Source organism: Paenibacillus sp. GL_099_B (assembly GCF_057835695.1).
On sequence record NZ_CM174430.1, the window covers coordinates 2,541,840 to 2,558,159 of the forward strand.

Annotated in this window: 13 protein-coding genes; all 13 read left to right on the forward strand. The window is 46.7% G+C overall.

Going from position 1 to position 16,320, the window contains the following annotated elements; genetic code table 11:
• Positions 1–111: 111 nt before the first annotated feature.
• The 13 genes from rpsO to AC3ITG_RS11925 all read left to right on the forward strand — a co-directional run bounded on the left by rpsO (position 112) and on the right by AC3ITG_RS11925 (position 16,232).
• On the forward strand, positions 112–381 hold the full coding sequence (rpsO, locus tag AC3ITG_RS11865; RefSeq protein WP_056700672.1) for a 30S ribosomal protein S15: 270 nt from the start codon (positions 112–114) through the stop codon (positions 379–381).
• 252 nt (positions 382–633) lie between these two features.
• Positions 634–2,736 carry a polyribonucleotide nucleotidyltransferase gene (gene pnp, locus AC3ITG_RS11870; RefSeq protein ID WP_489253809.1) on the forward strand — a complete coding sequence of 701 codons (2,103 nt, stop codon included), beginning with the start codon at positions 634–636 and terminating at the stop codon, positions 2,734–2,736.
• 222 nt (positions 2,737–2,958) lie between these two features.
• On the forward strand, positions 2,959–3,954 hold the full coding sequence (locus AC3ITG_RS11875; RefSeq protein ID WP_489253810.1) for a polysaccharide deacetylase family protein: 996 nt from the start codon (positions 2,959–2,961) through the stop codon (positions 3,952–3,954).
• 98 nt (positions 3,955–4,052) lie between these two features.
• Positions 4,053–5,336: a M16 family metallopeptidase gene (locus AC3ITG_RS11880; RefSeq protein ID WP_072732415.1), complete on the forward strand. Its 1,284-nt coding sequence runs from the start codon at positions 4,053–4,055 to the stop codon at positions 5,334–5,336.
• Entirely contained in the window at positions 5,296–5,742 is a 447-nt protein-coding gene (gene dut, locus AC3ITG_RS11885; protein WP_170867769.1) for a dUTP diphosphatase, read from the forward strand. The genes AC3ITG_RS11880 and dut overlap by 41 nt, the downstream gene beginning before the upstream one ends.
• Before the next feature lie 236 nt (positions 5,743–5,978).
• Positions 5,979–6,878: a dipicolinate synthase subunit DpsA gene (gene dpsA, locus AC3ITG_RS11890; protein ID WP_489253811.1), complete on the forward strand. Its 900-nt coding sequence runs from the start codon at positions 5,979–5,981 to the stop codon at positions 6,876–6,878.
• Positions 6,875–7,471: a dipicolinate synthase subunit B gene (locus tag AC3ITG_RS11895; protein WP_024630269.1), complete on the forward strand. Its 597-nt coding sequence runs from the start codon at positions 6,875–6,877 to the stop codon at positions 7,469–7,471. The genes dpsA and AC3ITG_RS11895 overlap by 4 nt, the downstream gene beginning before the upstream one ends.
• Positions 7,472–7,893: 422 nt before the next feature.
• Complete coding sequence (dapG, locus tag AC3ITG_RS11900; protein WP_063566369.1) at positions 7,894–9,111, forward strand: aspartate kinase; 1,218 nt, start codon at positions 7,894–7,896, stop codon at positions 9,109–9,111.
• A 47-nt stretch (positions 9,112–9,158) separates the two neighbouring features.
• Positions 9,159–10,034 (forward strand): 4-hydroxy-tetrahydrodipicolinate synthase, encoded by an 876-nt coding sequence (gene dapA / locus AC3ITG_RS11905; RefSeq protein ID WP_489253812.1) that lies wholly within the window; start codon positions 9,159–9,161, stop codon positions 10,032–10,034.
• 476 nt (positions 10,035–10,510) lie between these two features.
• Positions 10,511–12,190 (forward strand): ribonuclease J, encoded by a 1,680-nt coding sequence (locus AC3ITG_RS11910; protein WP_053783840.1) that lies wholly within the window; start codon positions 10,511–10,513, stop codon positions 12,188–12,190.
• A gap of 215 nt (positions 12,191–12,405) precedes the next feature.
• On the forward strand, positions 12,406–13,179 hold the full coding sequence (locus tag AC3ITG_RS11915) for a ClpP family protease (RefSeq protein ID WP_489253813.1): 774 nt from the start codon (positions 12,406–12,408) through the stop codon (positions 13,177–13,179).
• The gene (locus AC3ITG_RS11920) at positions 13,176–13,406 is read left to right on the forward strand and encodes a YlzJ-like family protein (RefSeq protein WP_489253814.1); all 231 of its coding nucleotides are present in this window, start codon (positions 13,176–13,178) and stop codon (positions 13,404–13,406) included. Before AC3ITG_RS11915 ends, AC3ITG_RS11920 begins: the two co-directional genes overlap by 4 nt.
• A gap of 90 nt (positions 13,407–13,496) precedes the next feature.
• Positions 13,497–16,232: an FtsK/SpoIIIE family DNA translocase gene (locus tag AC3ITG_RS11925; protein WP_489253815.1), complete on the forward strand. Its 2,736-nt coding sequence runs from the start codon at positions 13,497–13,499 to the stop codon at positions 16,230–16,232.
• The last annotated feature ends 88 nt before the right edge of the window (positions 16,233–16,320 follow it).

Sequence of the window (16,320 nt, forward strand, 5' to 3'; positions counted from 1 at the left end):
GATATAATGTACTACGTTGTCGTTTGAGGCAACACATAACCTTGGCTTGGTTACTTGCTCTCACCGGCGGTGACGAGGCTAATGGCGATTATAATGAAGGAGGTGAATAGGATGGCATTGACTCAAGAACGTAAACAACAACTGATCGACGAGCACAAAACTCATGAGTCCGATACTGGATCACCTGAGGTGCAAGTTGCTATCCTTACGGAAAACATCAGAAGTTTGACAGACCACTTGCGTACGCACAAGAAAGACCACCACTCACGTCGTGGACTTTTGAAAATGGTAGGTCAACGTCGTAAGCTTTTGGCTTACGTGAAAAACAAAGATGTTAAACGTTACAGCGCACTGATCGAAAAACTCGGATTGCGTCGTTAATTATCGTACATGTTTTCAAAATCAACCTGGCTGTTATCCGTCATTCCTTTGTCTAAAAGGACAAGCGGAGCTTACAGCCGGGTTGTTTTGTAGATGAACATGTTGCCATATATTTGTAGCTGCTGGCTCCGCAAGGAGCTTTTGTTTTGCAAGTGAGCATGTTGCTGTGGAGTTAATGAATGCAGGACAAGCAGGAAATACTGTGAAAATGCAGAATCCATTGTGTTAGGAACGAATAAAAGGAGGGATTTCATGGAACAGCGTGTTGAAATGCAGCTTGGTGGAAGAACGCTTACGCTTGAAACAGGGCGTTTGGCCAAGCAGGCTAATGCTGCCGTTAAGGTAACGTACGGGGATACCGTTGTATTGTGTACCGTAACAGCATCAAATGAGCCTAAAGATCTGGACTTTTTCCCATTAACGGTAAACTATGAAGAAAGATTGTATGCCGTAGGTAAAATCCCAGGTGGATTTATTAAACGTGAAGGCAGACCAAGTGAGAAAGCGATTCTTTCGAGCCGTTTGACAGACCGTCCGATTCGTCCTTTGTTCCCGGAAGGTTTCCGTAATGATGTACAAGTTCTGAATATCGTTATGAGTGTGGATCAGGACTGCGAACCGCAAATTGCTGCCATGATCGGTACATCGGCTGCACTGAGCATTTCGGATGTTCCATTTAGCGGACCGATTGGTGGCGTAAAAGTTGGACGTATTGATGGCCAGTTCATCATTAACCCAACGATTGCACAGCTTGAAGTAAGTGAGATTGAGCTCGTTGTTGCAGGAACCAAAGATGCCATCATGATGGTTGAAGCGGAAGCGAACGAAGTTCCGGAAGAAGTAATGCTGGAAGCAATCATGTTCGGACATGATGAGATCAAAAATATTGTTGCAGTAATTGAACAGCTCGTACAAGTGGCTGGTAAAGAAAAAATGGCTGTGAAATTGCATGCCGTTAATGCTGAAGTTAACAGCAGTGTACGTGAGTTCGCCAGTGCTCGTCTGGTTGAAGCTGTTAAAATCGCTGAGAAACATGCGCGTCAGGATGCAATCGATCTCGTGAATGACGAAACCGTTGCTCACTTTGAAGAGAAGTATATTGAGACTCCAGAACTGCTCAAAGATGTGAAAGAAGTGCTGCACGATATCGTCAAAGAAGAAGTGCGCCGTCTTATCACACATGATAAAGTTCGTCCGGATGGACGTGGACTCGCTGAGATCCGCCCAATTGAATGTGATACTTCCCTGCTACCACGTACTCACGGTTCAGGTCTGTTCACTCGTGGGCAAACACAGGCGCTCAGCATTTGTACACTTGGTGCACTGGGTGATGTTCAAATTTTGGACGGAATCAGTCTTGAAGAAACGAAACGTTTCATGCATCACTACAACTTCCCGCCGTTCAGCGTAGGTGAAGCTCGTCCATTGCGTGCTCCAGGCCGTCGTGAAATCGGACATGGTGCTCTGGGTGAGCGTGCTCTTTCCAAAGTAATTCCTTCCGAAACAGACTTCCCATACACGATTCGTCTGGTATCCGAAGTATTGGAATCCAACGGTTCAACTTCCCAGGCAAGTATCTGTGCCAGCACATTGGCTATGATGGATGCAGGTGTACCAATCAAAGCTCCAGTTGCGGGTGTAGCTATGGGTCTGATCAAAGACGGAGATCATGTATCTATCCTGAGTGATATTCAAGGTATGGAAGATCACCTTGGTGACATGGACTTCAAAGTAGCAGGAACACCTGATGGTGTAACAGCTATTCAAATGGATATCAAAATTGATGGTATTGATCGTCAAATTTTGTCCGAAGCATTGGCTCAAGCCAAAGAAGGTCGTATGCACATCTTGAGCAAAATGACCGAAGTGATGAAAACTCCACGTGAGCAGTTGTCACAATATGCACCTAAAATTACAACCATGCATATCAATCCGGACAAAATCCGTGATGTTATCGGTGCAGGTGGTAAAATTATCAATAAAATCATCGAGGAAACCGGTGTTAAAATTGATATTGAACAAGATGGACGTGTCTTTATCGCTTCTTCCAACCAAGAGATGAATGATAAAGCCAAATCGATTATCGAAGGCATCGTACGTGAAGTACTGGTCGGCGAGATTTATGTAGGTAAAGTAAAACGTGTTGAGAAGTTTGGTGCATTCGTTGAAGTGCTGCCGAACAAAGAAGGTCTGGTACACATCTCACAATTGTCCACAGAGCGTGTCGCTAAAGTGGAAGATGTTGTTGCCATTGGTGATTCCATTACAGTAAAAGTAACGGAAATTGACCCACAAGGCCGTATCAACTTGTCCCGCAAAGCCGTATTGACTGCTGAAGCTCCAGCTCAATCATAGGTTGCGTGCCATCGTTTTTTTGAAAAGATAGATTGAATGAAGAGACAGAATGTGAATTTCTGGCTCTTTTTTTAACGTTTAAATACCTATATGAAATCGATTGTCTACCCATAAGGCCTCTGAATCCAGCTTTGAAGATACTTTACATGAACAGCTTGTTTTATTCATATTCTTGCACTTGTCCTCATATGATGGGGACAAAGACGGCGGGAGGATGGAGCTGTGGGAAACCAATCCAAAAAGCTGGCGGCTGTTCTGGTAGGTATGGCAGCTGTCATACTGGTCGGACAAGTGGGCAGTGTACGTACATACATTACGGAAATCCGTGATGGGCCAGGCACGCAAAATGCATTTGATATGTTCAAAGAGGCAACCGGAGAAGATCAGCTGTTGTCGGCGATCCGGGATAAAGCGGTCGAAACGAAAATCGCTCCGGTAAATGCCAGAGTGGATCGGGTCTGGAAAGCGATACCCGGGTATAACGGAATAGAAATTGATGTGGAAGCCACGTATCGCAAAGCACTTGGTGGCACGCTGAATACTAAGATAGCGTATGTCTATCGGCAAACTGTACCTGAAATCCAGCTTAAAGATTTGGGTGCACACCCGATTTACCGGGGGAATGCCGAGAAACCAATGGTGTCTTTCATGATTAATGTAGCGTGGGGCAATGAATTCATTATCCCGATGCTAGATACGCTTGACGCCGAAAAAGTCAAAGCTACTTTTTTTCTGGATGGAAGCTGGTTGAGCAAAAACGAGGAACTGGCCAAGGAAATCCAAAAGCGTGGACATGAGTTATCAAATCATGCATACTCACATCCGAATATGAGTCGGTTGAGTACGGAGCGAGCCAAGCTGGAAATCAGCAAAACCCAGGACCTGCTCAAAGAAAAATTGGGTGTGGAGAACCACTGGTTTGCTCCACCTTCCGGTGATTTTAATCAACAAACAGTTGACATTGCTTCCGGCATGGGACTTCAAACGGTACTTTGGACACTGGATACGGTGGATTGGCGCAAACCAAGTTCTGCTTCTGTTGTAGCCAAGATCGCAAAAAACGTAGAAGCCGGTACATTAATTCTGATGCACCCTACGGCTGCTTCTTCAGGAGCTTTAAAAGGAATGATTGATTCCATACGGGCCAAGGGTTTGACGCTTGGAACCGTTAGCGAAACGTTGTCATCCGAGCGCGTGAAGGGATCAGCGGTTGAGTGAATGATGTTTTTTTGTTACTATCAAACAGTTGGAACCAAATGTCGATTTCAATTTCGCGTTGAAATCCAGGCAATTATAGAGATGTAGGAGGGCCAACCGTGAAAAAAATTCAGCTGGGCAATGGCCTCAGAGTTGTCATGGAACAGATTCCGACCTGTCGTTCCGTGTCATTTGGAATATGGGTCAAGACAGGTTCTCGCAATGAGCAGCCTGCAAGCAACGGAGTGTCACACTTTATTGAGCACATGCTGTTCAAAGGAACGGATCGTTATGATGCCAAAGCGATTGCGGAGCAATTCGATGCCATTGGTGGTAACGTGAATGCGTTCACTTCGAAAGAATACACTTGTTATTACGCCAAAGTATTGGATGAACATCTGCCAATAGCTGTCGATGTGTTATCCGATATGTTCTTCCGCTCTAAAATGGATGATGGTGAACTGCTTAAGGAGAAAAACGTCATTCTGGAAGAAATATCGATGTATGAGGATACGCCGGATGACATGGTGCATGATCTTATGGCTTTGGCCGCCTATGGTGAGCATCCGCTCGCTTACCCAATTCTGGGTACTGAAGAGCGTCTCAAGGCGATGGACTCCAGCCATCTGCGTGCATATATGAAGGAGCACTATACGATTGAGAATACCGTTATTAGTATTGCAGGGAATATTGATGACAGTGTGATCGATTTGATGGAAAAGCATTTTGGTGCTTTTGATGTCAATGGTGTATCTGAACAAGTCACGCTGCCTGCATTCCAGAGCGGACAACTCTTTCACAAAAAGAAAACGGAACAGAATCATATCTGTATCTCGTTCCCGGGATGTAAGATCGGAGATCCGCTTCAGTTCGCGATGGTCGTGCTGAATAATGCGATTGGCGGAGGTATGAGCTCCAGACTGTTCCAGGAAATTCGGGAGAAACGTGGCCTTGCTTATTCCGTTTATTCGTATCATAGTTCCCATGCGGATAGTGGACTCTTCACCATCTATGCAGGTACAGCGCCGAAACAGACGAAAGAAGTTCTGGATCTGACCAAAGAGGTTCTGAACGATCTGGCTGTAAATGGATTGTCAGAAGATGAGCTGCGCAAAGGAAAAGAACAGCTGAAAGGCAGTTTGATCCTCAGTTTGGAAAGCACGGGCAGCCGCATGAACCGTCTGGGCAAAAACGAGCTGATGCTGGGCAGACACCACACGCTGGACGAAATGATTGCCAAAATTGAAGAAGTAACGATGGACGATGTCGATGCTGTGCTGGACCTGATGTTTGCCGAGCCATTTGCGCTCGCTATGGTCGGTGCTTCGGATCGTACGATCGCTGGATTAAGAAGGGATGATTTTGTTGCATTACGTTCAAATTCAAAAGTTACCGGGCAATGAAGATATTAAGTTGCCTCAAAAAATGTCAGAGCTGGCCTCCGGCTTTGATGTAGTTGCGGCATTACAAGAAGAGGTTGTATTGCAGCCGGGACAGCGTACGTTGATTCCTACGGGACTCGCGATGGCTATGCCAGCTGGATTGGAGGCACAGGTTCGCCCTCGTAGCGGTCTGGCTTTCAAACATGGGATTACGTGTCTGAACACACCGGGCACCATTGATGCCGATTATCGCGGGGAAGTTAAGGTCCTTCTGATCAATCTGGGTCAGGAGCCATTCACGATTGTACGTGGGGAGCGTATTGCCCAAATCGTCTTTCAAACGGTTCCAGCAGTTGAATTAACAGAGGTAGCTGAACTGTCGGAAACTGTACGTGGAGAAGGCGGATTCGGTCATACCGGGAAATAAAGGATTCGAAACCAAGCTGTAAATAGGAGCATCCTCTGTAATTAGAGCTTCACAGTTTGCTTTACTGAGCATGTTCTCGAAGAGTCGTCCCCGAGGGGGGCGGCTCTTTTTCTTTTTTTAACGATAGAGACAATAGAGACAATGTTTTCTTTGCATGCTTCAATTTTAATGTTTCACCCCCCTGTGGGCCACTGCATACGATAAGGCATACATGTGGTGAAAGGAGTGACGTCCCGATGCTGACCGGTGTCCGGATTATAGTCCTGGGCGGAGATGCGCGGCAGCTTGAAGTCATTCAAAAATGCGCAGAGCTGGATGCTACGGTAAGTGTGGTGGGCTTCGACAAGCTGGAGCGTTCCATTCCGGGTATCGAACACCAGGAATTGGAGGACGATGTATTTGCTTCGGCAGATGTGCTGGTGCTTCCTGTGGTTGGGTGTGATGATCAGGGGAAAGTGAGCACTTCGTTCAGTGATACACCGATTTTTCTGAAAAAGGAACATATTGCGGCATTGCCGGAGCATTGTATTGTATTCACGGGTATGGCGAAGCCTTTTTTACGTGATTTGTGCCGGGAAAATGGTCTACGGCTTGTTGAAGTACTCGATCGTGATGACATCGCGCTCTACAACTCCATTCCGACAGCCGAAGGCGCCATTGCCATGGCGATTCGGGAGACGGACTTCACGATCCACGGCTCGGAATGCATTGTGCTTGGCTTGGGTCGAACAGGTTTCACAATGGCCAAAACGCTTCAGGGACTTGGGGCAAATGTAAGGGTGGGAATCAGGCGCGAAGAGGATGCTGCTCGAGCAGTAATAATGGGCTGGAAGCCTTTCATGACAACGGATTTGGCCGCTCAAACCGGGGAAGTTGACTTGCTTTTTAATACGATACCGACTATGATGATCACAGCACAAATCCTGTCCAAAATGCCGCAAAAAGCAGTCATTATCGACCTCGCATCCGCTCCTGGCGGCTGTGATTTCAGATATGCCGAAAAACGCGGTATCAAAGCGCTACTTGCGCCTGGCCTCCCCGGCATTGTTGCTCCCAAAACGGCTGGCGGCATTATTGCCGACGTGTTAATCCGTTTGCTTTTGGAAGAACAAAACGCACGGGAGGTTGAACAATGAACTGGCAGGGAAAAACGGTAGGTTACGCAATTACAGGTTCTCATTGTACGTTTGAAGAGGTTATGCCGGTGATTAGCCGCTTCGTGGCCGAAGGTGCCAATGTTGTCCCGATTATTTCCAATTCGGTTCTGACTACGGATACACGCTTCGGGACCGCGCAAAATTGGCAAAAACAGTTGAAAGATATAACGGGGAATGATATCATTTCTACAATTGTTGAGGCAGAGCCGTTAGGTCCTTCCAAGTTGCTCGATGTGCTCGTAATTGCTCCATGCACAGGCAACACGACGAGTAAGCTGGCTAACGCGATGACGGACAGTCCGGTTTTAATGGCAGCCAAAGCCCAGATGCGAAATCAGCGTCCGCTGGTACTCGCCATTTCCACCAATGACGGCCTTGGGTTGAATGCTGCGAACATCGCCAAACTGCTGGTGGCCAAATATCTGTATTTTGTGCCATTTGGGCAGGATGATCCAGTGAAAAAACCGAACTCGTTAGTGGCCAAAATGGAGCTCATTCCGGAGGCATGCTGGAGTGCGCTTGAAGGCAAACAGTTACAGCCAATGATTGTGCAGCGCTCTGCACAGGCTTGATAGTTCTTGGGTCCGCCGTAACATTAGTTTGTTATAGACATGGTTCTGTACAGACTTAGTTACGGGGATAACGGTTATTCGCTTGAAGAAATGATGATGGTTCGAGAGACAAAGAAAATCATGAGGGACGTTATGCTGGCATAAACAGCTACCTGTGTCCACGTTCCTTTCATTAAAAGGGAATTCCTGCTTGCAACGATTAGGTCAGGCAAGCGGGATCAGTGCACGGGGAACGTGTGCGTCATGATCTCGATAACAACCGCGGCCTTCATATGGGATTGTTTCACACAATCATTGATGAGGAGCGGCATGAAATGCCGTATAAAATGCTGAAATTATCGCATCGGAACGCTCCCTAGGGTGATCCATTTGTTGATTGACCCGTGTCCAGTCTTCTTGCGTACACAAATGGAGGAATAAAGATGCGCATCATGGTACAAAAATTCGGAGGTACGTCTCTCTCTACCGTTCAGGCGAGAGAGCATGTGCTCCGTCATGTTAAACGTGAACTTGAAGCAGGATTGAGTCTGGTCATTGTTGTGTCAGCGATGGGTCGCCGCGGCGAGCCTTATGCTACTGATACGTTACTGGACTGGGCTGCACAGAACGGAAATGCACTATCTGCACGCGAAAAGGATTTACTGCTGTGCTGTGGTGAAATTATATCTGCGACGACTTTGAGCAGTCTGCTCGAACATGAAGGCATTCCAACTACAGTGCTGACCGGTGCACAAGCAGGTTTTGTGACGGACGACAATTTCGGGAATGCCCGAATTTTGGATGTCCGTCCTGTTCGTGTGCTGGAGCAGCTTCAGAGTGGGCGTGTTGTTATTGTTACAGGTTTCCAGGGGCAGACCGAGAATGGTGACTTTACGACACTTGGTCGTGGAGGAAGTGATACGTCAGCCACAGCCCTTGGTGCAGCATTACACGCTGAGATGGTGGACATATACACGGATGTAAATGGGATACTGACAGCAGATCCACGTATCGTGGAGGACGCTCGTCCGTTGACTGTTGTAAGTTATGCCGAGATATGTAATATGGCCCATCAAGGAGCCAAGGTAATTCACCCACGTGCAGTCGAGATTGCGATGCAATCCCAGATTCCAGTGCGTGTACGGTCTACTTTTGCAGATAGTGAAGGGACGCTGGTAACGCATCCAGAAGGATTCCAGGATGTGCAGACAGGCATTGTCGACCGATATGTAACAGGGATTGCCTATGTAAGTAATGTTACGCAAATAACGGTGGAAGTGCCGGGCGGTGCAGATCGTTTGCAGCTAAAAGTGTTCAAAACGATGGCTGAAAATTCGATTAGCGTAGATTTTATTAATGTTACCCCCCTGGGAGTTGTCTATACCGTTTTCGATAGTGATTCCGAGAAAGCTATACAGGTACTGCAGGAAATTGGTCTTAAACCGCAAAGTCTTTCGGGATGTGCCAAAGTTTCCGTCATCGGCGGAGGTATCAACGGAGTGCCAGGTATTATGGCACGGATCGTGGAATCCTTGACACTGGCGGACATCCAGATCCTGCAATCTGCAGATTCCAATACAACGATTTGGGTACTTGTGAAAAAAGAAGATATGGTTCAAGCTCTGAGGGCACTTCACGCCTCATTCGAACTTCACTTGTAGTACTTTGAAGTCAGCGGAGCCGGACCTGTTTTGAAGGAGGAATCGAATTGGACTTTGGAAGATTGATTACAGCAATGGTCACTCCGTTCAACGAACAAGGGGGGATCCATTGGGAGGAAACTGCACGTCTGATAGACTATTTGATTGAAGATCAAAAGTCAGAGACGCTCGTTATTTCAGGAACAACTGGAGAATCTCCTACGCTTAGCGACAAAGAAAAAGTAGAACTATTCGAATTCGCAGTAAAACATGCGGCTGGACGGTGCAAAATCATTGCCGGAACGGGTAGCAATAACACCGCTCATTCAATCCATCTGACACAGGACGCTGAACGTGCTGGTGTAGATGGTGTTTTGCTGGTTGTTCCTTATTACAACAAACCAAGTCAAGAGGGAATGTTTAGACACTTTGAAGCGATCGCGAACGCGACGAAACTGCCGATTATGTTGTATAACGTTCCTGGACGTACTGCAGCCAGCCTTTCGGCTGCAACAACGCTTCGTTTGGCACAGATTCCTAACATTGTAGCTACGAAGGAATGTGTATCGTTGGAGCAAGTCACGCAGATTGCTGCGGGTGCACCGGGACATTTCAGGGTGTATTCCGGTGACGATGCTTCTGGCTTGCCAGCCATTGCTGTAGGTGCTTACGGGATCGTTAGTGTTGCTAGCCATGTGGTAGGCGCTGAGATGAAACAAATGATTGATTCCTACTTCGGTGGTGCACCTGTACAGGCAACTCAGATACATCAGAAGCTGTTTCCGGTGTTCAAAGGTCTATTCGAGTGCCCGCAGCCTTTACCGAACCCTGTAGCGGTGAAATACGCTCTGACATTGCGCGGTCTGAACGTCGGATCTGTACGCCTTCCGCTTATAGCCGCAACAGAGGATGAGCAAGGCTTTATTCGTGCCTTGTTCAACTAGCAATAGTACGATATTGAACTGATTTGTTAACTTTTATAAACCCATAGAAATTGCAGAAGAACCGCTCCTCATTAAAGAGGAGGCGGTTCTTTTTTTGACGATGATTGTTAGGTTTCTTTTCACAACTGGAGGCAAACCTAGAGGTTAACGAGAGAGTGACTTGTTTTTTTTGTTTTTAATCATGTATAATGATGTCAAGTGACTGGGTGCGGTATTTTTTTGAAATTGAAAGCGACATCGTTTCTTGGTGTAGCTTTGTGGTGAAAAAGGAAGGAACGGCTAAGAAGGATCATTTCAAAATCCATTTTGTTGGTGAAGGGGAATAACTTCGAAGAACTTCTTCCAAATATCGTGAATAAAGGTGCTCTTTTGCATTCATCCCTATTTACGGGCATGGGTGTGATGGACTGCTTTTCTTAACTTACAATAAAATAATAAGGTACGACGTCCAACTACCATAGGAGGTTTAGATTCATTTGTCTAAGAAAAATAACAACGATAAACTGATGATTTTTGCTTTGGGCGGCGTAGGCGAGATTGGTAAAAATATGTACGTCATCCAATACGCGAACGACATTGTAGTCGTAGATGCTGGTCTTAAATTCCCGGAAGAAGATATGCTTGGAATCGATATTGTCATTCCTGACATTTCTTATCTGACTGAAAACCGTGACAAAGTAAGAGGTATTATTTTGACTCACGGACATGAGGATCATATCGGTGGTCTGCCATATGTTCTGAAACACTTGAATGTTCCTGTATACGGAACAAAGCTCACTCTCGGACTTGTAGAGAACAAGCTGAAAGAAGCCAATTTGCTGGGTGAAACAAAACGCATCCTGATTGATGCGGATTCCGAGATCCAACTCGGCTCTGTATTGAAAGCAACGTTCTTCGCTACTAACCATAGTATTCCGGATTCCGTCGGCGTATGTGTCGAAACACCGGAAGGCGCTGTTGTTCATACAGGTGACTTCAAATTTGACCACACTCCAGTCAATGGTCAATATGCAGATCTCCAGCGTATGGCACAGATCGGAACCAATGGCGTACTTGCCCTCTTGTCCGATAGTACCAACGCAGAGAAACCTGGATTTACACCTTCGGAGAAAAATGTGGGTATCGTTCTGGAAGATATCTTCCGCAAAGCAAGCCAACGTGTCGTTGTAGCAACATTTGCTTCCAACGTACACCGGATTCAACAGGTTATCAATGCAGCTGAAGTAACTGGACGTAAAGTTGCAGTTATTGGACGCAGTATGGTAAATGTGGTGGGTATTGCTTCTGAACTGGGTTACCTTGAGATTCCAGACGGCATGATCATTGAGCCGGAAGAAGTAGGCAAAATGGCTGCTGACCGTGTAGTAATTCTCTGCACAGGTAGCCAAGGCGAGCCGATGTCAGCATTGACACGTATGGCTCGTTCTACTCATCGTAAAGTAGATATTTTGCCTGGAGATACAGTAATTATTGCTGCAACTCCAGTTCCAGGTAATGAGAAATATGTAGGCCGTACGATTGACGAACTGTTCCGTCTAGGTGCTAACGTGCATTACAGCGGTGCAAACAGTGGCGTTCACGTATCCGGTCACGGTAGCCAGGAAGAGCTGAAATTGATGCTTAACCTGATGAAACCGAAATATTTCCTGCCGATTCACGGTGAATTCCGTATGCAACGCCGCCACGCGGTATTGGCTGAATCTGTAGGTATTGATCCAGACAACATTTTCATTACGGATATCGGTGAAGTGGTTGAAATTCAAGGCGGAGCAGCACGCAAGGCAGGTAAAGTTACTGCAGGTAACGTGTTGATCGACGGCTTGGGTGTAGGCGATGTAGGTAACATCGTATTGCGTGACCGTAAATTGCTGTCACAGGATGGCATTCTGGTTGTCGTGGTAACACTGAGCAAACAGGATGGAAAAATTGTTTCCGGTCCGGACATCATCTCCCGTGGATTTGTCTATGTACGCGAATCGGAAGGACTGCTTGATGAAGCCAATCGTATCGTCAGCAGCACATTGCAGAAGTTGATGAGTGAGAACGTTAACGAATGGGCTTCACTCAAAACGAATGTTAAAGATGCACTCGGACGCTTCTTGTATGAGCAAACTCGTCGTAGACCGATGATTTTGCCAATCATTATGGAAGTTTAAAATAAATCAAACAAAAACATAAATTCAGGCACACAGTCGCCCCTTCTCTACGAGTAATATTGGACGGTTCCTCGTAGAGAAGGGGCTTTTTTTGTTGTTTTCTGGCCCTACACCAGATTATGGAGAAATAGATGAGTAATCGGGTATAAGTCAGCTGGAACATTCCCCATACTAAGGAAATACATTACATGTTTCTGGAGAAGGGGAGTAATCGAATGAGCGAATACATGAAAAACAAGCAAACACCGAAATCGGAACAACCGAGCACGGAGGCACCGGAAGTGCCTGCACAAGAGGAAAAGGCCATGTCACCTGTAACGGAGGCTATTCAGCAATTTGGACAGACGCAGTCACCCGCAGCTGAATCGAACATTTTCTGTATGACCATTATCGGTCAGGTGGAAGGGCATTTAATTTTACCTCCGCAAAACAAAACAACAAAGTATGAACACCTCATTCCGCAGCTGGTTGCAGCAGAGCAGAACCAACGAATCGAAGGCATTTTGATCATTTTAAACACGGTAGGAGGAGATGTAGAGGCGGGTTTGGCTATTGCTGAAATGATTTCTTCACTCAGCAAACCTACGGTTACCGTCGTCATTGGAGGAGGGCACAGCATCGGGGTTCCAATCGCAGTAGCCTCAACCTATTCCCTGATCGCGGGTAGTGCAACAATGACCATTCATCCGATCCGTATGAACGGACTCGTTATAGGCGTGCCTCAGACGTTTGAGTACATGGAGAAGATGCAGGAACGTGTCGTAAGATTTGTTACGTCGCACTCCAATATCTCTGAAGAAATGTTTAAGGAACTGATGTTTAAGACAGGTGAACTCAACCGCGATATCGGAACAGCTGTGGGTAGCGCAGATGCGGTTAAATATGGATTGATGGATGCCGTAGGCGGGATCGGCCAGGCCATCGCTCAATTGAATCAGCTCATAGGAGACAAAAGACAGACGCTGCAGGCAGGGGGTTATACCCAATGACACTCTACACAGTGATGCCACCTGAACTGATGTGGTCAGGGATGTGGAATGAGGGAGAAGACACCCGGGAGATCAAGATGAACGGATTATTGATGCAGGTCAGACCTGTTAATGAAAATGAAGCTGTCATTGTACGTTTACTTGAATGCCCCTTGGAAGCTTATCTGAATCCCGCCAATATGCCCGGATCGATCGTTCCACTTTCGGGTAACCCGGGACCAACATAACGTGACCAAATAAGACAAATTGAGCAGAAAAAGAACATATGTACGGATTATATTTGTATGGTATAATATTCTTCTGGGGGTGACCTGATTTTGGCCAGAAGAAAAAAGAGGAAAAAAAAGGCCGCAGCATTTAGCGGCGTTTTAAAATATGAAATTTACGGCATTGTGCTTATTACCCTTGCTGTCATTGCTTTGTCGGGTGAAGCAACCGTAGGGCGCTCGCTTTCCAAGATGTTTGGATTGATGCTTGGCAAGTTCTATTTTGCGATTCCGCTTATAGGGATTTATTATGGCTTAATGGTGATGATTCATCGAAAATGGCCAAGCGGCTGGACAACGCGTAAGACAGGGCTCGTATTGCTGGTGTTTGCTTTAACCCTGATGAGTACCGTCTCTGCCATGCACCAGAAGCTTATACCGGTTGGAGCTCTTGAGCCTGGTGCTGTACTTACACAGATACATAATGATATGCAAACCGAGTTGCTCACGCCTGCTGCGCCGGGCGAACGGGATTCGATGCTCAATAAGGACATTAGCGGCGGTTATATTGGAGCGGCGCAGTTTGCCTTGTTCTTGTGGTTGTTTGGCAGCTTGGGGGCACGATTAATTATGATCGTCATGTTCGTTATCAGTTTCATGCTGATTACCAATCTTTCTTATGTCGATCTAATTCGCATTTTCAGAACCAAGATATGGGATGCAGGAAGTGCGATGTACAAAAAGCTGGAAGCTAGACCAGCAGCACGTGCCACTTCAAGCTCTGCGGGCAAGAAAAACGGGAATGTCCGTAAAGTGGTGCCTGTTCCAGTGGACGACGAGGAAGATGATGACGATGATATGCAGGATCAGCAACTACCGAAACGAAAAGCACCGATATTTTTCCAACTCTTTGGAAAATGGGGTTCTGATCGGGAACGGACGAAGGCTGAGCGTGGAGTGGACGAGGATGATTCTTTAGATACGGAACATATCGTCTACCGAGCCGAGCAGGAAACGCTCGCAGATTCATGGCATGACGAGCCAAACATCGCATCCGATGTTATGGCTCCCGCAGCAGTTCCTGCGCAATCAAGACCTAATTCAGCTCCAATTATCCGTGACTTCTTTGAGCATGTCAGATCCGAGGATGCAAGTAAAGATGATGATCTGGATGATGCGTATCCTTTCCCAGATGATCTAACGGATAACATGCAGGGAGAAGAGCTTTCAATCAAGATTTCAGATGAACTTGTGGATAACAATGAGTTGACTGGAGTGGCGGATGCTGGAACAGATGTGATGGATGCTGGTGAGGCTATTTCAGGCGTTGAATCTACGTTGAGCAATTCGGCTCAAGGTTCGGTTGCTTCGGATACGGAGGGGCAGGAAGTGCAGCCTGTTAAGCCTCCATCACCACCTCCGAAACCTTATAAACTTCCGTCATTCAGGCTTCTTTCCAAGCCGAACAATGGAGGCAAGGGTGGCGACCAGAAGGATTATATGCAGACTGCACGCAAGCTGGAAGCTACGCTGGAAAGCTTCGGTGTTCGCGCCAAAGTACTTGAAGTAGTCAGAGGACCTGCTGTTACACGATATGAGATTCAACCGGATATTGGTGTGAAGGTCAGCAGAATTGTAAGTCTGACAGACGATATTGCATTAGCCCTGGCGGCAAAGGATATCCGAATGGAAGCTCCAATTCCCGGTAAATCCGCTATCGGTATTGAGGTACCTAATGGAGAGGTATCCGTAGTAACAATGCGGGAGGTTATGGAGACAGCCACATTCCAGGAAGCCGAATCCAAAGTAACCATTGCATTTGGACGAGATATCTCTGGACAGACGATCATCGGTAATCTGGCTCGAATGCCCCATTTGCTGGTGGCTGGTGCGACGGGTTCAGGTAAATCCGTATGTATCAATGGCATTATTACCAGCATTCTGTACAAAGCGAAGCCGGATGAAGTGAAATTTTTGATGGTCGATCCCAAAATGGTCGAGCTGAACGTATATAATGGTATTCCGCATCTGATGGCACCGGTCGTAACTGATCCTAAAAGGGCTTCACTTGCTCTCAAAAAGATCGTTGTTGAAATGGAGAAAAGGTATGAGCTGTTCTCCAAATCCGGTACACGTAACGTTGAAGGTTACAACAATCTAATGAAAGACAACCCAGCGGCGGTTTTGCCTTACATCGTTGTTATCGTGGACGAGCTGGCTGACCTCATGATGGTTGCCGCGGGTGACGTGGAAGATGCGATTGCCCGATTGGCTCAGATGGCGCGTGCCGCCGGTATCCATCTGATCATTGCCACGCAGCGTCCTTCTGTGGATGTTATCACTGGTGTAATCAAAGCCAACATCCCATCCCGGATTGCCTTCGGTGTATCCTCTCAAGTGGATTCTCGAACCATTCTGGATATGGGTGGGGCCGAGAAGTTGTTGGGTCGTGGAGATATGCTGTTCATGCCAATGGGAGCTTCGAAGCCGGTTCGTGTACAAGGCGCTTTCATGAGTGATGAGGAAGTTGAAAATATCGTGAATTACGTGCGTGGTCAAGGTGAAGCGCAGTATGACGAATCCATTGTGCCTGAGGTGGATGATTCCGTTCAGGCAGCAGATGAAGTGCAGGATGAGTTATACGAACAGGCGGTGCAGATTATTTTGGAGGCGAAGCAAGCCTCGGTTTCTCTGCTGCAACGCCGAATGCGAGTTGGTTATACCCGTGCAGCACGTTTGATTGACTCCATGGAAGCCCGAGGCGTAATCGGTCCTTACGAGGGTAGCAAACCAAGGGAAGTATTGATCTCGCTGGAACAGTATCAACAGAATAAAATAAGCTCGTAAACACACAGCATGTGTAAACGATCCAAGCCCTTAACCTTATTGGTTGAGGGCTTTTTGCATGCCATTTGACTGAAGATTTGCCATGATG

Excerpts from the sequence above, each read along its gene's own strand:
- dpsA (WP_489253811.1), top strand. The coding sequence starts at position 5,979 with ATGCTGACCGGTGTCCGGATTATAGTCCTGGGCGGAGATGCGCGGCAG.
- AC3ITG_RS11920 (WP_489253814.1), top strand. The coding sequence starts at position 13,176 with ATGACACTCTACACAGTGATGCCACCTGAACTGATGTGGTCAGGGATG.
- AC3ITG_RS11895 (WP_024630269.1), top strand. The coding sequence starts at position 6,875 with ATGAACTGGCAGGGAAAAACGGTAGGTTACGCAATTACAGGTTCTCAT.
- dapG (WP_063566369.1), top strand. The coding sequence starts at position 7,894 with ATGCGCATCATGGTACAAAAATTCGGAGGTACGTCTCTCTCTACCGTT.
- pnp (WP_489253809.1), top strand. The coding sequence starts at position 634 with ATGGAACAGCGTGTTGAAATGCAGCTTGGTGGAAGAACGCTTACGCTT.
- AC3ITG_RS11915 (WP_489253813.1), top strand. The coding sequence starts at position 12,406 with ATGAGCGAATACATGAAAAACAAGCAAACACCGAAATCGGAACAACCG.
- rpsO (WP_056700672.1), top strand. The coding sequence starts at position 112 with ATGGCATTGACTCAAGAACGTAAACAACAACTGATCGACGAGCACAAA.